Origin of the sequence: Streptomyces sp. NPDC056835 (assembly GCF_042789485.1) — a bacterium.
In the GTDB taxonomy this organism is placed as follows: Bacteria; Actinomycetota; Actinomycetes; order Streptomycetales; family Streptomycetaceae; genus Streptomyces.
The window spans coordinates 109,237-134,789 of sequence record NZ_JBHUBB010000011.1; the positions used below are offsets into that span (position 1 = coordinate 109,237).

The 25,553-nt window shown below is 70.0% G+C and carries 20 protein-coding genes; 13 read left to right on the forward strand and 7 right to left on the reverse strand.

Annotated features, from left to right (window positions below):
• The first annotated feature begins 135 nt into the window (after positions 1-135).
• From ACFRMN_RS14945 to ACFRMN_RS14965, 5 genes are all read left to right on the forward strand, one after another.
• Positions 136-1,440 (forward strand): ABC transporter substrate-binding protein, encoded by a 1,305-nt coding sequence (locus tag ACFRMN_RS14945; protein ID WP_383018764.1) that lies wholly within the window; start codon positions 136-138, stop codon positions 1,438-1,440.
• A gap of 158 nt (positions 1,441-1,598) precedes the next feature.
• A complete protein-coding gene (locus ACFRMN_RS14950) occupies positions 1,599-2,567 on the forward strand; it encodes a carbohydrate ABC transporter permease (protein WP_383018767.1) in 969 nt (322 codons plus the stop codon).
• Positions 2,564-3,469, forward strand: coding sequence for a carbohydrate ABC transporter permease (locus ACFRMN_RS14955; RefSeq protein ID WP_383018770.1), 906 nt, complete (start codon positions 2,564-2,566; stop codon positions 3,467-3,469). Before ACFRMN_RS14950 ends, ACFRMN_RS14955 begins: the two co-directional genes overlap by 4 nt.
• 142 nt (positions 3,470-3,611) lie before the next feature.
• Positions 3,612-5,009 (forward strand): GH1 family beta-glucosidase, encoded by a 1,398-nt coding sequence (locus ACFRMN_RS14960; protein ID WP_383018774.1) that lies wholly within the window; start codon positions 3,612-3,614, stop codon positions 5,007-5,009.
• Positions 5,010-5,176: 167 nt separating this feature from the next.
• Positions 5,177-5,905 (forward strand): MerR family transcriptional regulator, encoded by a 729-nt coding sequence (locus ACFRMN_RS14965; RefSeq protein WP_383018777.1) that lies wholly within the window; start codon positions 5,177-5,179, stop codon positions 5,903-5,905.
• Between the two features lie 61 nt (positions 5,906-5,966).
• Here the strand turns inward: ACFRMN_RS14965 and ACFRMN_RS14970 are convergent, their stop codons facing one another.
• From ACFRMN_RS14970 to ACFRMN_RS14980, 3 genes are all read right to left on the reverse strand, one after another.
• Positions 5,967-8,171 carry a 3-hydroxyacyl-CoA dehydrogenase NAD-binding domain-containing protein gene (locus ACFRMN_RS14970; protein WP_383018780.1) on the reverse strand — a complete coding sequence of 735 codons (2,205 nt, stop codon included), beginning with the start codon at positions 8,169-8,171 and terminating at the stop codon, positions 5,967-5,969.
• A gap of 61 nt (positions 8,172-8,232) precedes the next feature.
• Positions 8,233-9,447 (reverse strand): acetyl-CoA C-acetyltransferase, encoded by a 1,215-nt coding sequence (locus ACFRMN_RS14975; RefSeq protein WP_383018783.1) that lies wholly within the window; start codon positions 9,445-9,447, stop codon positions 8,233-8,235.
• A 217-nt stretch (positions 9,448-9,664) separates the two neighbouring features.
• Positions 9,665-10,837 (reverse strand): CaiB/BaiF CoA transferase family protein, encoded by a 1,173-nt coding sequence (locus tag ACFRMN_RS14980; protein WP_383018786.1) that lies wholly within the window; start codon positions 10,835-10,837, stop codon positions 9,665-9,667.
• A 229-nt stretch (positions 10,838-11,066) separates the two neighbouring features.
• On the opposite strand from ACFRMN_RS14980, the gene ACFRMN_RS14985 reads away from it, so the two are divergent.
• Entirely contained in the window at positions 11,067-12,275 is a 1,209-nt protein-coding gene (locus ACFRMN_RS14985) for a saccharopine dehydrogenase family protein (protein WP_383018789.1), read from the forward strand.
• A 44-nt stretch (positions 12,276-12,319) separates the two neighbouring features.
• Here ACFRMN_RS14985 and ACFRMN_RS14990 read toward each other — a convergent pair whose 3' ends face one another.
• Positions 12,320-13,000, reverse strand: coding sequence for an endonuclease V (locus ACFRMN_RS14990; protein WP_383018792.1), 681 nt, complete (start codon positions 12,998-13,000; stop codon positions 12,320-12,322).
• A 302-nt stretch (positions 13,001-13,302) separates the two neighbouring features.
• On the opposite strand from ACFRMN_RS14990, the gene ACFRMN_RS14995 reads away from it, so the two are divergent.
• The 4 genes from ACFRMN_RS14995 (at position 13,303) to ACFRMN_RS15010 (ending at position 18,159) form a co-directional block, all read left to right on the forward strand.
• Positions 13,303-13,719, forward strand: coding sequence for an SsgA family sporulation/cell division regulator (locus tag ACFRMN_RS14995; protein WP_383018794.1), 417 nt, complete (start codon positions 13,303-13,305; stop codon positions 13,717-13,719).
• A 110-nt stretch (positions 13,720-13,829) separates the two neighbouring features.
• Entirely contained in the window at positions 13,830-16,103 is a 2,274-nt protein-coding gene (locus ACFRMN_RS15000) for an ATP-binding cassette domain-containing protein (protein WP_383018797.1), read from the forward strand.
• 170 nt (positions 16,104-16,273) lie between these two features.
• Positions 16,274-17,059: a dimethylargininase gene (gene ddaH / locus ACFRMN_RS15005; RefSeq protein ID WP_383018800.1), complete on the forward strand. Its 786-nt coding sequence runs from the start codon at positions 16,274-16,276 to the stop codon at positions 17,057-17,059.
• 119 nt (positions 17,060-17,178) lie between these two features.
• Positions 17,179-18,159, forward strand: a complete 981-nt coding sequence (locus ACFRMN_RS15010; protein WP_383018803.1) for an acyl-ACP desaturase — start codon at positions 17,179-17,181, stop codon at positions 18,157-18,159.
• 167 nt (positions 18,160-18,326) lie between these two features.
• Here the strand turns inward: ACFRMN_RS15010 and ACFRMN_RS15015 are convergent, their stop codons facing one another.
• Positions 18,327-18,623, reverse strand: coding sequence for a WhiB family transcriptional regulator (locus ACFRMN_RS15015; protein WP_383018806.1), 297 nt, complete (start codon positions 18,621-18,623; stop codon positions 18,327-18,329).
• A gap of 111 nt (positions 18,624-18,734) precedes the next feature.
• Positions 18,735-19,532 carry a VOC family protein gene (locus ACFRMN_RS15020; protein ID WP_383018809.1) on the reverse strand — a complete coding sequence of 266 codons (798 nt, stop codon included), beginning with the start codon at positions 19,530-19,532 and terminating at the stop codon, positions 18,735-18,737.
• A gap of 127 nt (positions 19,533-19,659) precedes the next feature.
• Between ACFRMN_RS15020 and ACFRMN_RS15025 the strand changes: the two genes are divergently transcribed.
• The 3 genes from ACFRMN_RS15025 (at position 19,660) to ACFRMN_RS15035 (ending at position 23,628) form a co-directional block, all read left to right on the forward strand.
• Positions 19,660-20,421 carry a TetR/AcrR family transcriptional regulator gene (locus ACFRMN_RS15025; protein WP_383018812.1) on the forward strand — a complete coding sequence of 254 codons (762 nt, stop codon included), beginning with the start codon at positions 19,660-19,662 and terminating at the stop codon, positions 20,419-20,421.
• 431 nt (positions 20,422-20,852) lie between these two features.
• Complete coding sequence (locus ACFRMN_RS15030; RefSeq protein ID WP_383018815.1) at positions 20,853-23,144, forward strand: DEAD/DEAH box helicase; 2,292 nt, start codon at positions 20,853-20,855, stop codon at positions 23,142-23,144.
• A 106-nt stretch (positions 23,145-23,250) separates the two neighbouring features.
• A complete protein-coding gene (locus ACFRMN_RS15035; protein ID WP_024757633.1) occupies positions 23,251-23,628 on the forward strand; it encodes a nuclear transport factor 2 family protein in 378 nt (125 codons plus the stop codon).
• Between the two features lie 772 nt (positions 23,629-24,400).
• Here the strand turns inward: ACFRMN_RS15035 and ACFRMN_RS15040 are convergent.
• Positions 24,401-25,444 carry a multicopper oxidase domain-containing protein gene (locus ACFRMN_RS15040; RefSeq protein WP_383019083.1) on the reverse strand — a complete coding sequence of 348 codons (1,044 nt, stop codon included), beginning with the start codon at positions 25,442-25,444 and terminating at the stop codon, positions 24,401-24,403.
• Positions 25,445-25,553: the final 109 nt, after the last annotated feature.

The window sequence follows — 25,553 nt, forward strand, 5'->3', positions numbered from 1 at the left end:
TATGGCAGCCGTTATGTGTTCGAGTCTTGACGAGGGGTGGCGCGCCGGGGCACGCTCCAAGCCATTCTCTTGAGAGCGCTCTCAACTGCCTCTCGCGGGTACTCCGTTGTATTCCGAAGCCAAGGGAGGCTTCCCATGCCCAACGCCCGAGCCGCCAGGAGGGCCGCAGTCCGTCTCGGTGCGGTCGTGCTCTCCGGGGCACTCCTCGCCGCGTGCGGATCCGGCTCCTCGGGGGGAACCTCCGACAGCGCGGGTGGCAAGGTCACGCTGACGGTCGACCTCTTCGGATCGTTCGGCTACAAGGAGGCGGGACTCTACGCGGAGTACCAGAAGCTCCACCCGGACATCACGATCAAGCAGAGCGACACCGAGGACGAGGCCGACTACTGGAAGTCGCTCCAGACCCGGCTGGCCGGCGGGGGCGGGCTCGGCGATGTGCAGGGCATCGAGGTGGGCCGGATCGCGTCGGTCACCCAGCAGCAGTCCGACACATTCGAAGACTTGAAGCAGTACGGCGCGGACAAGCTGAAGGACCGGTTCGCCGAAGCCAAGTGGTCCGCCGCCACGACGGAGGACGGCCGGATCCTGGGTCTTGGCACGGATGTCGGGCCCGAGGCGATGTGCTACCGCACGGATCTGTTCAAGCAGGCGGGGCTGCCGACGGACCGTGACGAGCTGAGCCAGAAGTGGTCCACCTGGGACGGCTATCTGGCCCTCGGCAAGGAGTACCAGAAGAAGGCGCCCGCGAAGGGCGCCTGGATCGACAGCATCGGCAGCCTCTACTCGATCATGATCGGCCAGGAGAAGGAGCGGTACTACGACGCCGCCGGGAAGCTGATCTACGAGAACAACCCGGCCGTGAAGACCGCCTGGGACACCTCGGTCGACGCGGCGGAGTCCGGGCTGAGCGCCAAGCTCGACCAGTGGACGCCGCAGTGGAACCAGGCGTTCGCGGCCGGGTCGTTCGCCACCATTCCGTGCCCCGCCTGGATGCTCAGCTATATCAAGGGCCAGGCCGGGGAGACCGGTTCGGGCAAGTGGGACGTCGCCAAGCTGCCCGGCGGCGCGGGCAACTGGGGAGGCTCGTATCTCTCCGTCCCGCGCGCCGCCAAGAACAAGAAGGAGGCGTACGAGCTGATCGAGTGGCTGACCGCACCCGAGCAGCAGGCGAAGCTCTTCCAGAAGCAGGGGCTCTTCCCGTCAGCCACGGGCGCCATCGAGAAGATCTCGGGCGCCAAGGACCCGTACTTCTCGGACGCGCCGATCGGTCAGATCTTCGGTGACGCGGCCAAGTCCTCCCCCGTACAGGTCCTCGGGGTCCATGACCAGAATGTCGCCCAGCAGATCACCAACGCGCTGAGCGAGGTGGAGCGCAAGGGCACCTCGTCCGAGAAGGCGTGGTCCACCGCGAAGAAGGGCGTTGACAACGTCATCGGCTGACGTCGGCATCGTCATCGGCTGATCACCGCATCGGCCGACGCTGTCGCCGGGGGCGGGTTCCGGGCGGATTCCACATCTCGTCCCCGCTCAGGGCCTGTCCCCGGTCCCGGCCCCCGGTCCCGCCCTTCCCCCTCGCCCACGCTTCCGAAGGCCGTTCCATGACCCTCACCGCCACCGCGAAGGCCGCGTCCCCGCCGCCGTCCGGGCCGGCCGCCGCCCGGCCGTCCGCCGTGCGCCGCGCCTGGCGCGCCTTCTCCCCGTACGCTTATGTCGCCCCGTTCTTCACGCTGTTCGCGGCGTTCGGGCTGTTCCCGCTGCTCTACACCGCGTTCGTCTCGCTCTACCGGGTGGAGCTCCAGACACCCGGCGACATGGAATGGCGCGGTCTCGGCAACTACACCGCTCTCTTCACCGACGAGTTCTTCTGGACGTCACTGCGCAACACCTTCACCATCGGTGTGCTGTCGACCGTCCCGCAGCTGGCGATGGCCCTGGGCCTGGCCCATCTGCTCAACTACAAGCTGCGCGGCCGGACTTTCATCCGTACGGCGATCCTGCTGCCGTACGCCACCTCGGTCGCCGCCGCGACGCTCGTGTTCGCGCAGCTCTTCGGCCGCGACTTCGGTCTGATCAACTACGCACTGGGGCTGGTCGGTTTCGACCCGGTGGACTGGCAGACCGGTACGGTCGCCTCGCAGCTGGCCGTGTCGTCCATCGTCATCTGGCGCTGGACCGGCTACAACGCGCTGATCTATCTGGCCGGCATGCAGTCGATCCCCGGCGAGCTGTACGAGGCCGCCGAGGTCGACGGGGCCTCGCGCTGGCGGCAGTTCCTCCATGTCACCCTGCCGGGACTGCGCCCCACGATCGTCTTCACCGTCGTCGTCTCGACGATCGGCGCGACCCAGCTCTTCGGTGAGCCACTGCTCTTCGAGGGGTCCATCTCGGGCGGTATCTCGCATCAGTACCAGACCCTCGGACTCTATATGTACGAGCAGGGCTGGGGCTTCTTCCATCTGGGCCGGGCCGCCGCGATCGCCTGGGTGATGTTCGTCCTGATCCTGCTGCTGGTCGGCGTCAACGCCCTGATCGCCCGCCGCCGTTCCCGTAAGGAGGCCGGCCGATGACCGCGCTCGCCGCACCGCCCACCCCACCGCCGGGGACCGAGGACCGGCCACGGCGGTCCGTACGGCGCGGGAGCCGCGCCGGGCGCACGATGCACGGGGGCAGGCTCTCGTACGCGATCCTGGCCGTCGCGCTGCTCATCTCGGCGTTCCCGTTCTACTGGACGATCGTCGCGGCCAGCCGCTCCAACGCCGAGCTGGCGAAGGTACCCCCGAGTCTGCTGCCGGGGCCGAACCTCATCCGCAACTTCGAGGCGGTGCTGGAGGAGGCCGATATCGGCAAGGCCCTCCTCAACTCCTTCATCGTGTCCGGTTCGATCACCGTGGGCACGGTGCTGTGCTGCACCCTCGCCGGATTCGCCTTCGCCAAACTGCGCTTCCGCGGCCGGGGCGCGCTGCTCGCCGTCACCGTGGGCACGATGATGATCCCGCCGCAGCTCGGGGTGATCCCGCTGTTCATGCTGATCGCCGAACTCCAGTGGGTGAACCAGCTCCAGGCCGTCATCCTGCCCGGACTCGTCTCCGCCTTCGGGGTGTTCTTCATGCGCCAGTATCTGGTGCAGTCGCTGCCCGACGAGCTGATCGAGGCCGCCCGGGTGGACGGCGCCTCCACGGCCCGGATCTTCTGGTCGATCGTGGTGCCCATCGCCCGGCCGGGGATGGCCGTGCTCGGCATGCTGACCTTCATGGCCGCCTGGAACGACTTCTTCTGGCCGATCATCGCGCTCTCCTCGCAGAATCCGACCGTGCAGGTGGCGTTGCGCCAGCTCGGCGGCGGCTATGTCCACGACCAGTCCGTGATCATGGCGGGCACCCTGCTCGGCACACTGCCCGTGCTGCTGGTCTTCGGTCTGCTGGGCCGGCAGATCGTCGGTGGCATCATGCAGGGCGCCGTCAAGGGGTGATGCCCCCTCTGTCGCGCGCCCGACGCCGCACGCGCCTCCGTACGCGCCTGCGCACCCGCCACGGCGCCCGCCACGACGTCCGTACGGGTCCCCCGCCGCCTCCCCCCACTGTTCTGTCTCATCTCACGGGAGTTCCTTCCATATGACCGCTGTCGACGCACGCCCCCAGACCACCGCGGAGTCGCGCTTCCCCCGCGGTTTCCGCTGGGGGACGGCCACCGCCGCGTACCAGATCGAGGGGGCCGCGGCCGAGGACGGCCGTACCCCGTCCATCTGGGACACCTTCAGCCGCGCTCCCGGCCGGGTCCGCAACGGTGACACCGGCGATATCGCCGCCGACCACTACCACCGGATGGACGAGGACGTCGCGCTGCTGAAGGAGCTGGGGGTCACGGACTACCGCTTCTCGGTGGCCTGGCCGCGCGTCCAGCCGACCGGCCGCGGCCCGGCCGTACAGCGCGGTCTGGACTTCTACCGGCGGCTGGTGGACGCGCTGCTGGCGGCGGGCATCCGGCCGGTCGCCACGCTCTACCACTGGGATCTGCCCCAGGAGCTGGAGGACGCGGGCGGCTGGCCGCAGCGCGACACGGCGGCGCGGTTCGCGGAGTACGCGCGGATCGTCGCCGAAGCACTCGGCGACCGGGTGGCCACCTGGACCACCCTCAACGAGCCGTGGTGCGCGGCGTTTCTGGGGTACGCCTCCGGTGTCCATGCCCCGGGCCGTACGGATCCGGTCGCCGCGCTGCGCGCCGCGCACCACTTCAATCTCGCCCATGGCCTGGCCACCCGCGCGCTGCGCGACGCCCTGCCGAGGAAGTCCGAGATCTCGCTGACCCTCAATCTGCACGCCGTCCGGCCGCTGACGGACTCGGCGGCCGATCTCGACGCGGTGCGCAGGATCGATGCCGTCGGAAACCGGATCTTCCTCGATCCGGTCTTCCACGGGCGGCTGCCCGCGGATCTGGTCGAGGACACCGCCGCGCTGACGGACTGGTCGTTCGTCCGGGACGGCGATCTGGCGACCGCCGCCACGCCCATCGACTCGCTGGGGATCAATTACTACTCCCCCACGGTCGTCGCGGCGGGCTCCTGCGACACCCCGTCACCGTGGCCCGGCGCGGAGGAGCATGTGCGGTTCGTACCCGCGCCGGGACCGCGCACCGCGATGGACTGGCCGATCGACGCGGACGGACTGTACGAACTGCTGACACGGCTGCGGGACGAGCTGCCGGCCACCCCGCTGATGGTCACCGAGAACGGCGCGGCGTACGACGACTACGCGGATCCGTCCGGCGCGGTGCACGACCCCGAGCGGGTGGCCTATCTGCGCGCCCATCTCCACGCCGTCCACCGCGCGATCGCGGACGGCGCGAAGGTGCGCGGCTATTTCCTCTGGTCGCTGCTGGACAACTTCGAGTGGGCGTACGGCTACAGCAAGCGGTTCGGCGTCGTCCATGTCGACTTCGCGACCCAGCGCCGTACGGTGAAGGACAGCGCGCGCTGGTACGCGGGAGTCATCGGCCGGGGCGGTCTGGACTGAGCCGTGGCCGCCGTACTCCGGTCCTGACCGATAGGCGCGGGGGCGCCACCCGGCCGTGGCGCCCCTTTCACCGTGCTGGTGGCACAGCAAAGTGGCACAGCAATACTGTTGTACCGAGTCGACCTGTCGATCCGTCGGCCCACAGCAGCGAAAGGCGAGGCGCGGAAATGGCCACGGGGTCCGAGGAGCCGACGCTCACCGTCGATGAGCTGGCGGCCCGCGCCGGGGTCACCGTACGCACCATCCGCTTCTACAGCACCCGAGGGCTGCTGCCGCCGCCGGTGATCGGGCCGCGCCGGGTCGGCCACTACGGGCAGGACCATCTCTCCCGGCTGGCCCTCATCGAGGAGCTTCAGCACCTGGGGATGACGCTCGCCGCGATCGAACGCCATCTGGAACGGCTGCCGCCCGATCTGAGCGCGCACGATCTGGCCGTCCACCGGGCACTGGTGGCCTCCTGGGCGCCGGACTCCGCCGAGGACGCGACCCGGGCCGAGGTGGAGCGCCGGGCCGGGCGGGCGCTGTCCGAGGAGGACATCGACCGGCTCACCGCGATGGGCGTCCTGGTACGCGCCGATGGCCCGGACAGCTACCGGCTCGATCCCGGGCTGCTGCGGCTCGGCGTCGAGCTGCTGGACGTACCGATCCCGCAGGAGACGATCCTCGCGGCGCGCACGGTCCTGCTGGAGCACACGCGCGAGGCGGCGTACGAGCTGACGCGGCTGTTCCGGGACGAGGTGTGGACCCCGTACCGCGACCAGGGGTCCGACCCCGAGCATGTCGCGGCGATGAAGTCGCTCTCGGCCCATATGCGGCCGCTGGTGGTGCAGGCGCTGGTAACGGCGTTCCAGCGGTCGCTGAAGGAGGAGCTGCGGGCCGCGTTCCAGGCGGAGTGAGTCCCCTCGCGCCCCGAACGCGGCCGTGCCATGGGCCGGGTCTCCGCTCGGCCCTCCTGCCTCAGGCGTCGTCGCCGAACGTCTCGCCCTTCTCCGCCTTGTCGACCAGCAGCGCGGGCGGCTCGAAACGAGCGCCGTACCGCCGCGCCAGCTCCCGGGCGCGCGCCACGAAGCCGGGCAGACCGCCCTCGTACCCGTTGATGTACTGGAGCACTCCGCCCGTCCAGGCCGGGAAGCCGATGCCCATGATGGAGCCGATATTGGCGTCGGCCACCGAGGTCAGGACGTTCTCCTCCAGACAGCGGACGGAGTCCAGCGCCTCGGAGAAGAGCATCCGCTCCTTCATGTCGAGGAACGGGACGTCCGTACGTGCCTCGCCGGCCGGTGTGCCGAAGTGCTCGCGCAGACCGGGCCAGAGGCGGGTCCGCTTGCCGTTCTCGTCGTACTCGTAGAAGCCCGCGCCCCCGCTGCGTCCCGGCCGGCCGAACTCGTCCACCATCCGGTCGATGGCCGCGTCCGCCGGGTGCGCGGTCCAGGTGCCACCGGCCTCCTCGACCGCGCGCCTCGCCTCGTTCCGGATCTTCCTGGGCAGGGTGAGCGTCAGTTCGTCCATCAGCGAGAGCACCTTGGCGGGGTAGCCGGCCTGCGCGGCGGCCTGCTCGACCGAGGCGGGTTCGACGCCCTCGCCGACCAGCGCCACCCCCTCGTCGATGAACTGCCCGATCACCCGCGAGGTGAAGAAGCCGCGTGAGTCGTTGACCACGATCGGGGTCTTCCTGATCGCGCGCACCAGATCGAACGCGCGGGCCAGCGCCTCGTCCCCGGTCCGCTCGCCCTTGATGATCTCCACGAGCGGCATCTTGTCGACCGGCGAGAAGAAGTGCAGCCCGATGAAGTCGGCGGGCCGGGCGACCCCCTCGGCGAGCACGGTGATGGGCAGGGTGGAGGTGTTGGAGCAGAGCAGCGCGTCGGGCTCGATGATCTCCTGGATCTCCTGGAACACCTTGTGCTTGAGCGCGGTGTCCTCGAAGACCGCCTCGATCACCGCGTCACATCCGGCGAGGTCGGCGGGGTCGGCTGTCGGGGTGATCCGGGCGAGCAGCGCGTCCCGGTCGGCCTCGGTCGTACGGCCCCGGGAGAGCGCCTTGGCGAGCAGCTTCCCGGAGTACGCCTTCCCCTTCGCCGCGGCCTCCTCCGAGACGTCCTTCAGTACGACGTCGATTCCGGCGCGCGCGCAGGAGTACGCGATGCCCGCGCCCATCATCCCGGCCCCGAGGACCGCGACCCTGCGGATCTCGCGTGGTGCGATGCCCTGGGGGCGGCCCGCGCCCGAGTTGACGGCCTGGAGGTCGAAGAAGAACGCCTGGATCATGTTCTTGGCGGTCTGGCCGGTGACCAGTTCGGCGAAGTAGCGGGCCTCGATGGTCTGCGCGGTCTCGAAGTCGACCTGGGAGCCCTCGACGGCCACCGCGAGGATATTGCGCGGCGCCGGGTAAGGGGCGCCCGCCGTCTGCTTCTTCAGATTGGCCGGGAACGCGGGCAGGTTGGCGGCGAAGCGGGGGCTGGACGGCGTACCGCCGGGGATCTTGTAGCCCTTGACGTCCCACGGCTGGGACGACTCGGGATGAGCGTCGATGAAGGCGCGGGCGCGCGCGAGCATGTCGTCGGCGGTGGCGGCGACTTCATGGACGAGCCCGTTCTCCAGGGCGCGCGCCGGGGTGTACTGGGTGCCCTGGAGCAGCACCTTGAGCAGCGCGTCCGCGACGCCCATCAGCCGTACGGTACGGATGACCCCGCCGCCCCCGGGCAGCAGTCCGAGCGTCACCTCGGGCAGCCCGATCCTGGAGCCGGGCGCGTCCAGGGCGATCCGGTGGTGGCAGGCGAGCGCGATCTCGTAACCGCCGCCCAGGGCCGCGCCGTTGAGCGCCGCGACCACGGGCTTGCCAAGGGTCTCGATGCGGCGCAGGGCGCGCTTCATGACCAGGCTGCTCTCGAAGATCTGCCCGGCGTCGGCCGGACCGAGCTTGATCATGTCCTTGAGGTCGCCGCCCGCGAAGAAGGTCTTCTTCGCGGAGGTGACGATGATGCCGCGGATGCTGTCCTGCTCGGCCTCCGCGCGGTCGGCGATGGCCACGATGGACTGCCGGAACGCCTGGTTCATGGTGTTGGCGGACTGGGTGGGGTCGTCGAGGACGAGGGTGACGACGCCGGTCCCGTCCTGCTCCCAGCGAATCGCCGGGGAGGCCGGGGTGGTGGACTCGCTCATGCTGCTGCTCCGTATCGGGGGAATCCGGGCGGGGGTCCAGGAGGGGCGGACGTGCGGGCCGTCAGAGGCGTTCCACGATGGTGGCGACCCCCATGCCGCCGCCGACGCAGAGCGTGGCGAGGCCGTACCGCTTGTCCTGGCGCTCCAGTTCGTCCACGAGGGTGCCGAGGATCATCGCGCCGGTGGCCCCGAGCGGGTGGCCGAACGCGATGGCACCGCCGTTGACATTCACCTTGTCCAGCGAGAGACCCATCTCCCCGACGAAGCGCAGGACGACCGCCGCGAAGGCTTCATTGATCTCCACGAGGTCGATGTCCTCGATGGTCAGTCCGGCCTTGGCGAGTGCTTTGCGGCTGGCGGGGGCGGGGCCGGTCAGCATGATGGTCGGCTCGGAGCCGGAGACGGCCGCGGAGACGATCCGGGCGCGGGGCGTGAGTCCGTAACGTTCGCCGGTCTCGCGGGAGCCGATGGCGACCAGGGCCGCACCGTCCACGATGCCGGACGAGTTGCCCGCGTGATGGACATGGTCGATCTTCTCGACCCAGTGGTACTTCTGGAGGACGACGGCGTCGAAGCCGCCCATTTCACCGATTCCGGCGAACGACGGCTTCAGAGCGGCGAGCGAGTCGGCGGTGGTGCCGGGGCGCGGATGCTCGTCGTGGTCGAGGACGGTGAGCCCGTTGCGGTCGAGGACAGGCACGACCGAGCGGCCGAAGCGGCCCTCCTTCCACGCGGTGGCCGCCCGTTCCTGGGACAGCGCGGCGAACTCGTCCACATCGCGCCGGCTGAAGCCGCCGACGGTGGCGATCAGGTCGGCGCCGATGCCCTGCGGTGCGAAGCCCGTGGCGAAGCTGGTCATCGGGTCCATGGCCCAGGCCCCGCCGTCGGAGCCCATCGGCACCCGCGACATCGACTCGACGCCACCCGCGAGGATCAGGTCCTCCCAGCCGGAGCGGATCTTGGCGGCGGCCAGATTGACAGCCTCCAGCCCGGAGGCGCAGAAGCGATTCTCCTGGACGCCGGCGACGGAGTCGGGCAGTCCGGCGGCGATGGCCGCGACCCGGGCGATGTCCGAGCCCTGGTCGCCGAGCGGGCTCACCACACCGAGGACGATGTCATCGATCGCCGCCGGGTCGAGTCCGGGGAAGCGGCGGCGCAGCTCATGGATCAGTCCGACGACGAGATCGATCGGCTTCGTGCCGTGCAGGGCGCCATTGGCCTTGCCGCGGCCGCGCGGGGTGCGGATCGCGTCGTAGACGAACGCTTCGGTACTCACGGCGACTGCCTTTCGGGACAGCGGGATGGGGCGGGGGACGAAACGATGGGGATCGGGGGAGGTGGGGGCCGGGAGAGGTGCGGGCCGGGAGAGGTGGGGATCAGGAGGGCGGGGATCAGGAGGGGGGATCAGGAGAGGATCGAGCGGCCGATGATCTCCTTCATGATCTCGGTCGTACCGCGGAACGCCGCGTGCTCGGCGGCGAAGATCCGGCGCTTCAACTCGGCTGTCCTCCTTGGCTGTCCTCCGTGGCGCGTACGGGCAGATCCCAGTCGCGGGCCACCTCGGCGGTGTCCGCGCCGGGCCGCGCGGGCGCGCGGCGCACCGACCCCGGAGTGACGGAGAACCGCGGCGCGGGGGCGGGCTGGGTGAGTCCCGCGTGCTGGGTGAAGGTGCCGCGGGCCGCCAGATGCGGGTGGGCCGGAGCCTCGCGCAGGGAGAGCACCGGCGCGACACAGGCGTCGGAGCCCTCGAAGACCGCCGTCCACTCCTGGCGCGTTTTCGTTCTGAACCGGGCCGCGACCGCCTCACGCAGTTCGTCCCAGCGCCCGAAGTCCTTGCGCGGCGGGAGCTCTTCGGCGATGCCGAGCAGTTCCACGAACTCGTTGTAGAACCGCTGCTCCAACGCGCCGACCGCCATGTACTCGCCGTCGGCGGTCTCGTAGGAACCGTAGAACGGACTGCCCCCGTCGAGCAGATTGGCGCCCCGGCGGTCCTGCCAGCCGCCCGCGCCCATCATGGCGTGGATCATGGTGGTGAGATGGGCGGTGCCGTCGACGATCGCCGCGTCCACGACCTGTCCCGCGCCGTCGGGCGTACGCGCGTGCTGAAGCGCGGCGAGGATCCCGATGACCAGATAGAGCGAGCCGCCCGCGTAGTCGCCGAGCAGGTTCGCCGGGAGCGCGGGGGGCTCCCCGGCCGTGCCGATCATGGAGAGCGCGCCGGTGACGGCGATGTATCCGATGTCGTGCCCGGCGCGTTCGGCGAGCGGACCGTCCTGGCCCCAGCCGGTCATCCGCCCGTACACCAGCCGCGGATTACGCTCCAGACACTCCCGGGGGCCGACGCCGAGGCGCTCGGCGACCCCCGGCCGGTACCCCTCGATGAGTACGTCGGCGCGCTCGGCCAGATCGAGGACGCGGGCCGCGCCGTCCTCGGTCTTGAGGTCGATCAGTACGGACCGCTTGTTGCGGTTGGTCAGGTCGTACGCCGGATCGATCCCGAGCCCCGCGCCGCCCGGACGGTCGACCCGTACGACATCGGCGCCGAGATCGGCGAGGGTCATCGCGGCGAAGGGGCCGGGGCCGATACCGGCCAGCTCGACCACGCGTACGCCCGTCAGCGGACCGTTTCCCGCACCGTTTCCCGCACCATTTCCCGCGGCTGCCATCCGGCTCCCATCTGGCTCCAGGCACTGTGTGACACAACTGATGTCACACCGGCGATGCTAAGAACGTGTTCCACTCCGCACAACCCTTCGGCCCGAGCAAGCGCTTAGGGCCTGTATCGAGCCTATGCCGACCGGACAGGTTCCCGCGATGAGCGTTCCCGCTCACTCCACGAGATCTCACGCTAGCCTCAGCCACCGGCAATGGCGCGGGCGAACGGCGGAGGAGCCAATGGCCAGGAGGAACGGGACGGAGCGCCCGTACGACATCGTGCTCTTCGGGGCGACGGGCTTCGTGGGGACGCTGGCCGCGAAGTATCTCGCGGCCCACGCCCCCGAGAAGTGCCGCTGGGCCATCGCCGGGCGCGATCACGCCCGGCTGGAGCGGCTGCGGGAACGGCTCACCGCGCTCAATCCTGGCTGCGCCGTGCTCCCCGTGCTGCGGGCCGACTCGGCGGACCCCGATTCGCTGCGAGCCCTCGCCGAGTCCGCCCGGGTCGTCGCGTCGACCGTCGGACCGTATCTCCGGTACGGCGAGGGGCTTGTCGCGGCGTGCGCGGAGGCGGGGACCGACTACGCCGATCTGTGCGGCGAGGCCGAGTTCCTGGACCGGATGTTTCTGCGTTACGACATCCGCGCCCGGGAGACCGGGGCACGGCTCGTGCACGCCTGCGGCTTCGACGCGGTCCCCAGCGATCTGGGCGCGTACCTCACCGTCCAGCGGCTGCCGGAGGACGTACCGCTGCGCGTGGACGCGTTCGTACGCTCCAACGCCCTCTTCTCCGGCGGAACACTCGCTTCCGCGATGACGGCCATGAGCCGTGGCCGGCAGCTGCTGCACGCCGCCCGGGAGCGGCGGCTGTACGAGCCGAGGCAGGTCGACCGCCGCGTGCGCGGATCGCTCGGCGCACCGCACTTCAGCCGGGAGACCGGGTACTGGGCGCTGCCGCTGCCGACGCTCGACGCACAGGTGGTGGCGCGCTCGGCGGCGGCGCTGCCGCGCTACGGCCCCGATTTCCGTTACCGGTACTTCGCCGGGGTGAAGACACTGCCGGTGGCGCTGGGCGGCAGCGCGGCGGCCGGGGTGGGCGTCGCGCTGGCCCAACTGCCCCCGTTCCGGGAGTGGTTGACGCGGCGCTTCGAGCCGGGCAGCGGCCCGGACCTCGAACGCAGGCGAGCGAGCAGCTTCTCGCTGCGCCTGGTGGGCACGGGTGGCGGACAACGGGTCTTCACCGAGGTCTCGGGCGGCGACCCCGGCTATGACGAGTCGGCGAAGATGCTGGCCGAGTCGGCGCTCTCGCTCGCCCTGGACGAGTTGCCCGCCACCGCCGGGCAGGTGACCCCGGCGGTGGCGATGGGCGACGCGCTGCTGGGGCGGCTGCGGGCGGCGGGGCTGGGGTTCAGGATCGTGGACGCGCGCGAGCTGGATCCGGCCGGCTGAAGCCCGCCCGGTGGAGCGGACAGAACCTAGCGGGTCGACAGGACCTAGCGGGTCGCCTCGCGCAGCGCGCGGCGACAGAGCGCGTCGGCCCGCCGGGTGGACTCCGGGAGGCGGTAGTCGGGCGCCAGCCGCAGGGTGTGGGCGCAGGCGTTGGCGAGGCCGACGCGGTGGCCGACCGAGACGAACACCGGTTTGACGCCCTCCTGTGTGCGCAGCGCCCGCCCCACCTCCTCGCCGTCGTCGGCCAGCAGCGGCGAGGAGTCGCCGCGCCGGCTGCCCGGCTGTTCGTACGAGAAGGTGAACGGGTTCTTGGCCACGCCGATCACCGGGAGGCCGGTGAGCACCCCGAGATGCGCGGCGAGCCCGAAGCGCCGCGGATGAGCCAGGCCGTATCCGTCGCACACGACGAGACCGGGCTCCGAGGTGAGCGCTTCGAGAGCGGCCAGGACGGTGGGGATCTCCCGGAAGGCCAGCAGTCCGGGTACGTACGGGAAGGCGACCGTGCCGACGGCGGTGGCCTCCTCGACGACGGCGAGGGTGGCGGCGTCGAGCACGACGGCCGCGGCGGCGACGACATCCCGCTCGTCGTCGTACGCCACGTCCACCCCGGTCACCAGCCCGGTTCCGGGCGGCGGCCCCGGCTCGTCCCGTACGACCAGGCCGCGCAGCTCGTCCTGGATGGCACGGGCCTCGATCTCGTCGCCGGGCGTTCTGAACGTCTTCATGGTCATCACACAGTAGTGCCGTGACCGGGAATGTCCGCCCGCCAAGGGACGGCAGCCGACCCTAGACGGCGACGAAGCGACGGCTTCCGTCGGCCGCGATGCGGTTGCGTGCGGCGGAGGCGGCGGCCGGGTCGACGTCCCAGATTGGGTGCGCCCGTCCGGGGTCGGAATCACGCCATGGCGGAGGCCGTCGGCGGGCACGGTGACACAGCTCACTCCCGTTTTGGAGCACGTATCGAGGCGCTCCACCGTCTTTCCCATAGAAGAAGACCTCATCCAGGTCCGACGAAGGGGAGCAGTCCATGACGCTCGTCATTGAACAGGCCGTACAGGCCCGGCTGGTCGCGTCCATTCCCCGGCTGGAGACCGTACCCGCGACCCTGCGCTACGACCGGGCGGACCCCTTCGCCGTACGGATGGCGTTCCCGCCCCCGGCGACGCTGGAGGGCACCGAGGTGACCTGGGAGTTCTCCCGCGAGCTGCTGGCGACGGGCATGACCGAGCCCGTCGGGGTCGGGGACGTACGGGTGCGGCCCTTCGGCTACGGCCGTACGGTGCTGGAGTTCCACGCTCCCGAGGGCACCGCCATGGTTCATCTGCGCACCTCCGAGCTGCGGCGTTTCCTGGAGCGCTCGCAGGATCTCGTGCCGGCCGGCCGCGAACATCTCTATCTGGATCTCGACCACGATCTGACCGAGCTGCTGCGCGACGCCTGCTGAGCCCGCTGCCCGCCCGCTGCCCGCCGCCCGCCGCCCGCCGCCCGCCGCCCGCCGCCGCTCGACGCGGAAACTCGACAGAAGGTGTCGGGATTCCCGGTTAGCGTCGGGGCATGCCTCAGAACATCACCATCACGGGAGCCCGTGAGAACAACCTCCGGGATGTGTCCCTGACCATTCCGAAGGGCAAGATCACCGTCTTCACCGGGGTGTCGGGATCGGGCAAATCGTCGATCGTCTTCGACACCGTCGCGGTGGAGTCACAGCGCCAACTGAACGAGACCTTCAGCTCGTTCATCAGAAGCTTCCTGCCGAAGTACGAGCGCCCGCAGGTCGACGGGATCGATGATCTCTCGGTGGCGGTCGTCGTCGACCAGAAGCCGATCGGCGGCAACGTCCGCTCCACGGTCGGCACGATGACGGACATCTACTCGGTGATACGGGTGCTGTTCTCGCGCCATGGCGTGCCGAGCGCGGGAACGGCGACCGCGTACTCCTTCAACGACCCGTCGGGGATGTGCGCGGTCTGTGACGGGGTGGGCCGGGTGGTAGCGCTCGATATCGACCGGGCGATCGACTGGTCCAAATCGCTCGACGAGGGCGCGCTGCTGCTGCCTGGGCTCTCGGTGAACAGCTGGGAGTGGAATCTGTACGCCGAGTCGGGCCGTTTCGACCGGGCGAAGCCGCTCGGCGAGTACACCGACGAGGAGCGTGAACTGCTGCTGCACGGCGGCGACTTCAAGGTCCGGATCGAAGTGAAGTCGGGCGCGGTCGATATGCGGTTCGAGGGAATCGTCTCCCGCTTCACCCGGCTCTTCCTCAATCGTGACACCGCCAGTCTCTCCGAGAAGCGCAAGGAGGCGGCGGCACGCTTCACGGTGGAGCGGCTGTGCGAGGCGTGCGGCGGGGCGCGCCTCAACGAGGCCGCGCTCGCCTCCCGGATCGACGGGCTGAGCATCGCCGATCACAGCCGCATGGAGGTCGCCGATCTGGTGGAGGTGCTGGGCCGGATAGACGATCCCGTGGCGACCCCGATCGCGGCGGCCGCCCGTGAGCGGCTGGAGCGGCTGGTCGGGATCGGGCTCGGCTATCTCAGTCTCGACCGGGAGACCACCACACTGTCCGGCGGCGAGGGCCAGCGGCTCAAGATGGTGCGCCATCTGGGGAGTTCACTGACCGGCCTCACATTCATCTTCGACGAGCCGAGTGTGGGACTGCATCCGCGCGACGTCGGACGGCTGAACGATCTGCTGGTACGGCTGCGCGACAAGGGCAATACGGTGCTGGTGGTGGAGCACGACCCGGATGTGATGGCGATCGCGGACCATATCGTCGACATGGGCCCGAAGGCCGGGACGGACGGCGGCCAGGTCGTGTACGAGGGCCCGGCGGACCGGCTCCGGGAGGCCGATACGCTCACCGGCCGCTGTCTGCGCCGCCGTACACCCGTCAAGGAGTCGTTCCGCTCCGCCGCCGACTGGCTTCCGGTGACCGGAGCGGCGCTGCACAACCTCAAGGGCGTCGACGTACGGTTCCCGACCGGCGTGCTCACGGCCGTGACCGGGGTGGCGGGGTCCGGCAAGTCGACACTGATCTCGGAGGTGTTCACGGCGGCGTACCCGGAGGCGATCGTCATCGACCAGGGCGCCATCACCGCCTCGTCCCGCTCCACCCCCGCCTCGTACCTCGGCGTCATGGACACCGTCCGCAAGATCTTCGCCAAGGAGAACGGGGTCGCGCCGGGGCTGTTCAGCTTCAACTCCTCGGGGGCGTGCGGGGAGTGCTCGGGGCGCGGGCTGATCTACACCGATCTCGCCTTCATGGACCCGGTGACCACGACCTGCCACGCGTGCGAGGGCCGGCGCTTCCACGACGAGGTCCTGCGGCACACGGTGAAGGGCCGCTCCATCGTCGACGTACTGGACATGACGGCGGCGGTGGCCATGGAGTTCTTCGGGGACAAGGCGCCGCTGCGCAAGCTGCGTACGCTCAATGACGTCGGGCTGACCTATCTCACACTCGGCCAGCCGCTCAGCTCGCTCTCCGGCGGCGAGCGCCAGCGCATCAAGCTGGCCACGCAACTGCACCGCACGGGCAGTGTGTACGTACTCGACGAGCCGACCACCGGGCTGCACATGGCGGACGTGGACACACTGGTCGCGCTGCTGGACCGGCTGGTCGACGCCGGGAACTCGGTGATCTGCGTCGAGCACAACATGGATGTGGTCAAGCGGGCCGACTGGGTGATCGATCTCGGTCCGGACGGTGGCAAGCACGGCGGAGAGATCGTCTTCGAGGGCACTCCGCGGCAGCTGCTGGAGCACCCCAAGTCCTTCACCGCCGAATATCTGCGCCGGGAGCTGGAGCGGGCACCTCTGCCGGCCTGAGCGGGCACGGGCCGGGTCCGGTGGGCACAAGGCCCGGTGGGCACGGGCCGGACCGGTGGGCACAGGTCGGACTGGCGGGCACGGGCCGGACCGGTGGGCACAGCCCGGGTCATGATGGGTGGTCCGGAGCCATACGGGTCCGGCCCCCGCACCGATCTGGAGACTCACCCGTGCCCAGCAGGAAAGCCCTGATCCGACGCCCGAGCCCGCGCCTCGCCGAGGGATTGGTCACCCATATCGAACGCACCCCCGTCGACACCGGGCTCGCGCTGCGCCAGTGGGAGCGGTACACCGAGACGCTGCGCGCACACGGCTGGGAGACGGTGGAGGTGGCGCCGGCGGACGACTGCCCGGACGGGGTGTTCATCGAGGACACCGTCGTGATGTTCCGGAACGTCGCCCTCGTCAGCCGGCCGGGCGCCCTTTCCCGCCGACCAGAAACGGCGGCTGTGGAAACGGAGTTGGCCCGGCTCGGCTGCTCGGTGAACCGCGTACGGGAGCCGGGCACGCTCGACGGCGGGGATGTGCTGAAAGTCGGCGACACCGTGTACGTGGGGCAGGGCGGCCGGACGAACACGGCGGGCATCCAGCAGCTGCGCGCGGCCTTCGAACCCCTCGGGGCGCGGGTCGTCGCCGTACCCGTACGTACCGTGCTGCATCTCAAGTCCGCGGTGACGGCTCTGCCCGACTCCACCGTCATCGGCTACGAGCCACTGGTGGACACCCCGACCGTCTTCCCGCGCTTTCTGCCCGTGCCCGAGGAGCCGGGCGCTCATGTGGTGCTGCTCGGCGGCGGAAAACTGCTGATGGCCGCGAGCGCGCCGCGGAGCGCGGAGCTGTTCGCGGGGCTCGGGTATGAGCCCGTACCGGTCGACATCAGCGAGTACGAAAAGCTCGAAGGGTGCGTGACGTGTCTCTCTGTGCGGCTTCGCGACCTCTCCGACCTGCGTGCATGACCGAGCGTAGAGATGTTCGACGTCGACGGGCTTGGCCTTCGCCTTACCGCGGCCTTAACCTACGGTGTCGTAACCTACGAACCCGTAGGTAAACCTCCCGTCCCCCCTGGAGTACCCCCGTGTCGATCACCTCTCCCCACCTCGGCAGTTCGGACGCGTGGACCGACGCCCGACTGCTGTACGCCCTGGAAGAGGTGGTGGAGAAGGAACTCAACCGCCATCTCAAAGTCGCCAAGGACTGGATGCCGCACGAGTACGTGCCCTGGTCCGACGGCCGCAACTTCCCGGGCATCTTCGAGAACGGCGAAGCCTGGGACCCCGAGCAGTCGAAGGTCACCGACATAGGCAAGATCGCGCTCGTGGTCAATCTGCTGACCGAGGACAACCTCCCCAGCTACCACCACGAGATCGCGAGCCTCTTCGGCCGCGACGGAGCCTGGGGCACCTGGGTGCACCGCTGGACCGCGGAAGAGGGCCGGCACGGCATCGTGATGCGGGACTATCTGCTCACCTCGCGGGCCGTGGACCCGGACAAGCTGGAGCAGTTCCGGATGGCGCACATGGCGGAGGGCTTCGAGTCCGACAACCGCCACTCCATGCTGCACTCCGTCGCCTACGTCGCCTTCCAGGAGCTGGCGACCCGGGTCTCGCACCGCAACACCGGACACCAGTCGGGCGACCCGGTCTGTGACCGGATGCTGGCGCGGATCGCCACGGACGAGAACCTGCACATGGTCTTCTACCGGAATCTGCTGGGCGCCGCCTTCGAGATCGCCCCGGATCTGACGATGCGGTCCGTCCGCGATGTCGTCGTCAACTTCCGGATGCCCGGACACGGCATGCCCGGCTTCGAGCGCGCCGCCGCGCAGATGGCCATTGGCGAGATCTACAACATGCGGATCCATCACGACGATGTGCTCCAGCCGGTGCTGCGCTACCTGAAGGTCCTGGACATCGACGGGCTGGGCCCGGAGGGGCTCAAGGCGCAGGAGGAGCTGGGCATGTACATGGGCGGTCTGAACAGCGAGGCGAGCAAGTTCGACGAGAAGCTCGCCGCGCGCAAGGTGCGAATGGCGGCGCGCGCCGCGGCCGCGGGCTGATTCCGCCTACCGGTTCCGCGTAGCGGCTGCCCACGCCCGTATCGTCGCCGTCGCCGTCGCCGTGATCTTCGGCGGCGGCGACGATCCACTCGGACGCGCTCCGTCCACGCCCTTGGTGCACGCGCTCGTTCACGCGCTCGGTTCACGCGCTCTTTCGCGCGCTCGGTTCAGCTGCTGCGAAGACCGGCCGCGTCGCGCCGGAGGTTCTGCCGCTCCTTCTCCGAGAGACCGCCCCAGACGCCGAATCGCTCGTCATTGGCGAGTGCGTACTGGAGGCAGGCCACCCGGCCCTCGCAGGCGCCGCAGAGCCGCTTCGCCTCCCGGGTGGAGGAGCCGGGGGCGGGGAAGAAGAATTCCGGCCCTGTCTGGGCGCACAACGCGCTCTCCTGCCAGGAGAGTTCGTGTTCACTGCGGTCGGTCGCGTCGCTCGTGCTGGTGGTGATGTCGGTGATGTTGATCGGCATGTCGGACAGGCTGCCCGGCCGCGATAAACAGGTGATTGACGAACCGTCAACGAGATGGACGGTCACGGGACGGTCGGCCCATGAAGGACCGGGGGCCTCCCCGCGCCGCCGTCAGCCGGCCCGGTCCACGCCCTGCATCAGCGCGAACCGAGTCCCCGAGGGATCGGCGAGCTTCGCGAACCGCCCGACGCCTTCGATATCGGTCGGCGCGACCCGGACCGTACCGCCCAGCTTCCGCGCGGTCGTCACAGAAGCGTCGCAGTCCGTGACCGCAAAGTACAGGAGCCAGTGCGGCCCCGTGTCGGACTCCGCCGGGTCGGTGCCGAGCGGCACGAAGCCGCCGAACATCCCCTCGGCGCCCTGGCCCGCCGGGTTCACCATCCGATAGCTGCCGCTTCCGTCCGGCATCGGCATGCTGGTGGTCTCCCAGCCGAAGACCGAGTTGTAGAAGCGGTACGCGGCGTCCTCGTCCGGGGTGTACAGCTCGCCCCAGCAGAAACTGCCCGGCTCGTTGACGGCGTCCATGCCCTTGTTCCTGCCCGGCTGCCAGACCGAGAAGCCCGCGCCCGACGGATCGGTGAAGACCGCCATCCTGCCGAGGTCCATCACGTCCATCGGCTCGAAGACAACGGAACCGCCGCCCTGCTGAACGGACTTGGCCGTGGCGTCGGCGTTGGGCGTCTGGAAGTACAGGGACCAGGCAGGCGGTGCCTGGCCGGGCTCCACGGGCATGACACCGGCCGCTGTCCTCCCGTTCAGCTGGAGCAGGCCGTAGCCGCCCGCGTCGGGGCCGGCGGAGACGAAGTCCCAGCCGAATATGCCTTTGTAGAAGGCGGCCGCGCCCTCGATATCGGGGGTGCCGAGGTCGATCCACACCGGGGAGCCAGTGACAAACGGGGTACTGACCATGGCGCGCTCCTTCATGGGATCCCATAGCCCTTCCTTCCCTCCGAGTTTCCTCCCGGCGTGGCGCCCCCGCATGTGCTGCCGGGCCCGACAGGAGGCCGCACGATCGTGCGTTCAGTAGAGTGGGGGAATGAGCGGCACACGCGGCGACGGACATACGCGGATCCGTACGGGCGGCCACACCGGACGCGGTACCGACGGACGCGGTACCGACGGGCGCGTCGAGCGCGGCAATCAGACCCGGCGGCTGGTGCTCGACCGCACGATGGACATCGCGTCGGTCGAGGGGCTGGAAGGGCTCTCCCTCGGCCGTATCGCCACTGAGCTGAAGCTGAGCAAGAGCGGCGTCTTCGCCCTCTTCGGCTCGAAGGAGGAACTTCAGCTGGCGACGGTACGGGCAGCCACCGATGTCTACACCACGCATGTCGTCCGCCCGACGCGCGAGCTGCCCCCGGGCGCCGGGCGGGTGTGGGCGCTGTGCCGCAACTGGCTGACGTACTCCTCGACCCGGGTCTTCTCCGGCGGTTGCTTCTTCTACGCCGTCGCCGCCGAATTCGACGCGCGCAGCGGTCCGGTGCACGACGCGATCGCCACTTCCCTGGACGACTGGGTGAGTTATGTGGAGCGCACCATCGAGAAGGCACGTCTCGCGGGTGGATTCGGGGCTGAACTGGACGTGCCGCAGCTGGCGTTCGAGGTCATCGCGCTGATGGAGGCGGCCAACGCCAAGTCCGTACTGCACGGCGACGGGGTCGCGTACGAGAGGGCGGCCCGGGGCATCCTGAACCGGCTGCGCGCCGCCGCGACCGACCCGGCCGCCCTGCCGGAGAGCCCTGACTTCGGGAGGGACGCCGTACGGACGTCAGGGACGGCCGCGTCAGAGGACGGCTGATCCGGGGCGCGGAGCGGCGTCCCGCACGACCGGCTCGATCCGTGGCTCCAAAGCGGGCTGCCGCTGCCGCCGCTGACGTACGAAGTCCACAGCGGCGGCGACTGGCGGATACGGCTGCGGCCGGCGGGACGGAGAGAGACGGCGAAGGCGGCGCGTCCGGCCAGCCGGGGGGCGAGGAACGAGGTGGTGTTAAGGGCGGTGCGCAGGGCGGTACGAGAGACGGTCTGGACGAGCGCGGTCATGGGTGACATGGCTCGGATCTCCTTGATCGGCCGGCGAATGGGAAAATGCTAGCACGATCGTTCGTTTAGTTTTGATGGCCTGCCTGGGCCGGGCCGGAGCGTTACGTCCGGTGGGCGTGGGAGCATATGAGCCGGTCAGGTGCGGACAGAGCGGGTCAGTCCGGTATGGGGTGTCGGGTGGAGCGGCGTATGAGAGGTGCGGGAACCACGCCGGGACGCGCTCCGGTGCCCGCGGGACGAAAAGCGGCGGCCGTGCTCGACGCGGCGATGTCGCTGCTCGACGGCGCGCAGCGGCTGCTCGACGACCACGACCGGGCCGTCACCGCCGTACGGGACGTCTACCGTCCGCTCCAGCGGGAGCTGACGGGCGCGGAACTCGCCGCCATCCCGGTCTCCCGGCTGAGGGACGTCACCGCCGGCCGGTTACGGCTCGGCGCGCTCGAACAGGCCGGTTTCACCTCCGTGGGCGAGGTGTACGAGGCGGGCCGGCACGCCCTGCGCCAACTGCCCGGCGTCGGTGGACACACCGCCGACCAGGCGGTGGCCGCCGCCACCCGGATCGCCGAGGCCGTCGGGGAAACCGTCTCCGTACGCATCGACATAGACCGCCCCGAGCCACGCACCACGGCGCTGGTGAGCGCTCTGCACCGGCTGGTCGAGGCGGGACCGGGGCTCCGGCGCGCGCATGACTCCGCCGAGCGGATCACCACGGAGCTGCGCGCACTGCTGCCGGAAGCCGAGCCCACGCGCGGCCGGCTGCGTATGGCTCTCGCGGGACGGGACCGGCGGGAGCGGGCCCTCGGCGCGGTCGGCCGGATCCGGCAGCGGGTCGACGAGGCCGCGGAAGCGGATGTACCGCTGCTGCTCGCGCAGATCTCGGTGGATCTGCTGCGGGAGCCGGCCTCGGACATCGAGTGCTGGGTCGACTTCGAGCTGCGCTCGGCCGAGTACTACAGCGTGCTCGCGGAGACCACGGGCAGCGCTCCCGACGTCGCCGCGTCCGAGGGGTTCATGCCGTCCGAGATCGCGGGGCGGGTACGGGCCCAGCAACTGGACGACACCAGACTGCGAGTGTCGCTGCGCGGCTACCAGTCGTTCGGGGCGCGCTTCGCGCTGAGCCAGCGGCGGGTGATCATCGGCGACGAGATGGGGCTCGGCAAGACGGTGCAGGCCATCGCCGCGCTCGCGCATCTCGCGGCGCGCGGCGGCACGCACTTCATGGTGGTGTGCCCCAACAGTGTGCTGATCAACTGGACCCGGGAGATCCGCGCCAGGAGCACGCTGCGGGCGGTTCCGGTGCACGGCCCGGAGCGGCGGGAGGCGTTCACGGAGTGGCGCGAGCGGGGCGGCGTCGCCGTCACCACCTTCGACTCCCTGCATACGCTGCCACTGGCCGGGGACGCGGAACCGCCGGCCGGGGCCGTGAAGCCGCTGCCCCGGGAGCCCCGGATGCTGGTGGTCGATGAGGCTCACTACGTGAAGAACCCGGACACCCGCAGATCCCGTGCCCTCTCCGGCTGGACGGCACAGGCCGAGCACGTCCTGTTCATGACGGGTACGCCGATGGAGAACCGGGTCGCGGAGTTCCGCAGCCTGATCCAGCGCCTCCAGCCCGAACTGGCCCCGGCTGTCGAGGGAATCGACGCGGTCGCGGGCTCCCATGCCTTCCGCCGCGCGGTGGCCCCCGCGTATCTGCGCCGCAACCAGCAGGACGTCCTCGCCGAGCTGCCCGCGCTGGTCCAGGTCGACGAGTGGGAGGAGCTGAGCGCCGGGGATCTGGCGGCCTACCGGGAGGCCGTGGCCTCCGGGCACTTCATGCGGATGCGCCGGGCCGCGTACGCCCGCCCGGAGACATCGGCGAAACTCGGGCGGCTGCGTGAGCTGGTGGCCGAGGCGGCGGAGAACGAACTGAAGGTCGTTGTCTTCTCGTACTTTCAAGATGTCCTCGCCACGGTCCGAACGGCCCTGGGCGAGGGGGCGTTCGGCCCGCTCTCCGGCGACGTACCGGCGGCGCGCCGCCAGGGGATTGTCGACAGCTTCACCGCCGCTCCGGGCCACGCCGTGCTGCTGAGCCAGATCCAGGCGGGCGGCATCGGGCTCAACATGCAGGCCGCGTCGGTGGTCATCCTCTGCGAACCACAGGTCAAACCCACCCTGGAACACCAGGCGGTGGCCCGCGCCCACCGGATGGGACAGGTCCGTCCGGTGCAGGTCCACCGACTGCTCGCGGTGGACAGTGTGGACCAGCGCCTGCTGGACATCCTCGCGAACAAAAGCCGCCTGTTCGACGCGTACGCACGACGCAGCGACCTGGCAGACGCCGCACCCGACGCGATCGACATCTCGGACCGCGACCTCGCGCGCAGGATCGTGGAGGAGGAGCAGCAGCGGCTGGCGGAAGAGGGGGGACCCGACCACCCCGGCGGTGAACACCGCCCCGGCCGACGCGGTGACACGGCGCGGGTGAGGACCGAGGGGTAGTCGGGGTGGGCCGGAGGGCCAGTCCTGTGACCGGGATGGTTCACCGTGGTCGGGAGACGGCTCGCGGGACGAGCGCGGTCCGCGAGGCAACTGGTATTACTGGTGCATGCAGGAAGAAACCGCGCGGTCCGCGATCGACACGTTCATCTCCGCGTTCAACGCCTCGGACGACAGCTATGTGACTGCGCTGCTCTCCCAGGCCCTCACCTCGGACGTGGTCTTCTGGGGACCGTTGGGCCGCAGTGAGGGGATCGAGGCGGTCGAGCGGTTCGTGCTGGACATCCGGCGCCACCCCGCGGGGACCGGCACGATGGTGCGCTGTTCGGCGGTGGACATGCCGGACGAGTGGGCCCGGTACCAGTGGGTCTTCACGACGCCGGACGGAGGCCCCCGCCTGGCGGGAACGGACGTCGTCCATCTGCGGCGGAGCCTCATCGACCAGGTCATCGTCTTCGCGGGGGAGATCGAGCCGTCCGCCTCCTGAGTCATTCTCCTCTGGCGCCGTCCTTCTCCTGAACCGGCCCCGTTCGGGGCTCCGGGTCTGCCCAGCCGAGATCATCTTCACAACGCTTCGGCCCGGCCCCGGTTCAGCGGGCAGGTGTGGGTGGGTAGTTGGGCTTCATGCCCCGCTGGTGAGGGTCCGCTGTCGGCCGCTCCTGTAGCCCAAGGCGGACGAGACCTGCAACCCGCCCCCTATGTCCCAGTTTAGTGAGCCTTTCGGAGGGTCCTCGGACCGGTGATGCGTCCTGCGGCCAGTTAACCGGGCTCCACGACACATCACGGACTCTCAGGAGCCCACTCACCAACTCCCCCGTCACACCCACCCCACCACCCACACACCGTCATCAGCGGGGCATGAATCCCGGCCCGCCACGGGGGCAAGTCGCCGAGCCGGGGCCGGGCCGGCCCCACACCACTGGTGCGCAGCCCCGCAGGGCCCCCGGACCTGCGGTCGGCAACCGGCCCCCGGAACAAGGGAGCGGCTCCCGGGACCCCTCCCCCCGGGGCCGACCCCCCTCGAAGCCGCACTTGCGGTGGAGGGGTGGGTGTCCAGGGTGGAGCGCAGCGGAATCGGCGCAGCCGACGCGACGCAGGAGCGCCCTTGACGCCCAACCCGCAACCGCGAAACTGAAACCTCAGGGGCGGCCCCCACCCGACACCACACCCTCCGGGTGAGCCCGACTACCCCTCGGTCCTGACCGGCAGTTGCCCCCTCGGGCCCCGCCACGCCGCCCCACCCCACACCCCCGCACTCCCTAATGCCCCGAATGCTCCGATCCCTGCTCCGATCCCGACTCCGACCCCTTCATTTCCCCCGCCCCCATCGGGTGATCCGGATGGTGCGGCTCGTACCCCGGGATCGTGCCGTCCGGCTTCGCCACCAGGAACAGGCCGGCCATCCCCATGTCCGAGTGGCTCTGGACATGGCAGTGGTACATCCAGGCACCCGCGCCCACGAGTTCGCCCGCGATGATCTGGAAGCCGAAGGAGTCCGCCGGGCCGGTGATCTTGTTGTCGATCACACGGCTGGGGTCGTCCGGGCCGGTGAGCAGGCCCGTTCTGTTGTCCGCCCAGCGATGACCGTGCATATGGAACGTGTGATAGAACTCGCCGTGCGTGATCATGATGATCTCGACGCGATCCCCCACCGTGGCCTCGAAGTTGGGGCTCTCCGCACCCGGCTTGTTGTTGATCGTCATGTCGTTGAAGACGATCGTGAACTGCTTGTCCGGGAGGATGTCACCCTTCCTGCGGACAACCACCGGACCGTAGAGGCCCTTCCTGATACCGCCCGTGCCGTGATCCGTGCCGACGACATGGTCGTGGTAGTGCCAGTACCCCGCGCTGCCCGGCCGGTAGGTGCCGTCCGCGCGCCTGCCGGGCACATGGGTGCGCCAGGTGTACGTACGCGTACCGCCGGGCTCCACATGGCTCTTACTCATCCTGGTGCCGTCGCTGGCGATGTCGTAGTCCACGCCGTGGACATGGAGGCTGGCCGCCACATCCGTCGTGTTCTCGAACTCGATATGGAGGGTGTCCCCCTCCGTGATCTCGATCAGCGGGCCCGGGACGCTCGCCTTGCCCTTCTCCAGGCCGTAGCCCATCTGACCGTTCGGCAAGGTCTCGGCGTACAGCTTGAGATGACGTACCTGACCGCCCGCCGGTGCGGTTCTGGGCGGAGTCACCGCCGAGGGCGCCGAAGTGGCCGCGGGGGCCGAGGCCAACGACAACGATGTCGCCCCCGTCGCGGCGACCGCGCCTCCCGCCAACAGCCGCCGATTGAAGCTCCGTCTGTCCATGGCCATACCGAACTCCCCAGTGCCGTACGGATATTCACGGGGCACATGAGGCCCCGGGGACGGCCACACGGTAGACCAGTGATCTTCGTTTATCCACACTCAGGACAAA

Excerpts from the sequence above, each read along its gene's own strand:
- ACFRMN_RS14945 (WP_383018764.1), top strand. The coding sequence starts at position 136 with ATGCCCAACGCCCGAGCCGCCAGGAGGGCCGCAGTCCGTCTCGGTGCG.
- ACFRMN_RS14950 (WP_383018767.1), top strand. The coding sequence starts at position 1,599 with ATGACCCTCACCGCCACCGCGAAGGCCGCGTCCCCGCCGCCGTCCGGG.
- ACFRMN_RS14955 (WP_383018770.1), top strand. The coding sequence starts at position 2,564 with ATGACCGCGCTCGCCGCACCGCCCACCCCACCGCCGGGGACCGAGGAC.
- ACFRMN_RS14960 (WP_383018774.1), top strand. The coding sequence starts at position 3,612 with ATGACCGCTGTCGACGCACGCCCCCAGACCACCGCGGAGTCGCGCTTC.
- ACFRMN_RS14965 (WP_383018777.1), top strand. The coding sequence starts at position 5,177 with ATGGCCACGGGGTCCGAGGAGCCGACGCTCACCGTCGATGAGCTGGCG.
- ACFRMN_RS14970 (WP_383018780.1), bottom strand. The coding sequence starts at position 8,171 with ATGAGCGAGTCCACCACCCCGGCCTCCCCGGCGATTCGCTGGGAGCAG.
- ACFRMN_RS14980 (WP_383018786.1), bottom strand. The coding sequence starts at position 10,837 with ATGGCAGCCGCGGGAAATGGTGCGGGAAACGGTGCGGGAAACGGTCCG.
- ACFRMN_RS14985 (WP_383018789.1), top strand. The coding sequence starts at position 11,067 with ATGGCCAGGAGGAACGGGACGGAGCGCCCGTACGACATCGTGCTCTTC.
- ACFRMN_RS14990 (WP_383018792.1), bottom strand. The coding sequence starts at position 13,000 with ATGAAGACGTTCAGAACGCCCGGCGACGAGATCGAGGCCCGTGCCATC.
- ACFRMN_RS14995 (WP_383018794.1), top strand. The coding sequence starts at position 13,303 with ATGACGCTCGTCATTGAACAGGCCGTACAGGCCCGGCTGGTCGCGTCC.
- ACFRMN_RS15000 (WP_383018797.1), top strand. The coding sequence starts at position 13,830 with ATGCCTCAGAACATCACCATCACGGGAGCCCGTGAGAACAACCTCCGG.
- ACFRMN_RS15015 (WP_383018806.1), bottom strand. The coding sequence starts at position 18,623 with ATGCCGATCAACATCACCGACATCACCACCAGCACGAGCGACGCGACC.
- ACFRMN_RS15020 (WP_383018809.1), bottom strand. The coding sequence starts at position 19,532 with ATGGTCAGTACCCCGTTTGTCACTGGCTCCCCGGTGTGGATCGACCTC.
- ACFRMN_RS15025 (WP_383018812.1), top strand. The coding sequence starts at position 19,660 with ATGAGCGGCACACGCGGCGACGGACATACGCGGATCCGTACGGGCGGC.
- ACFRMN_RS15030 (WP_383018815.1), top strand. The coding sequence starts at position 20,853 with ATGAGAGGTGCGGGAACCACGCCGGGACGCGCTCCGGTGCCCGCGGGA.
- ACFRMN_RS15035 (WP_024757633.1), top strand. The coding sequence starts at position 23,251 with ATGCAGGAAGAAACCGCGCGGTCCGCGATCGACACGTTCATCTCCGCG.
- ACFRMN_RS15040 (WP_383019083.1), bottom strand. The coding sequence starts at position 25,444 with ATGGACAGACGGAGCTTCAATCGGCGGCTGTTGGCGGGAGGCGCGGTC.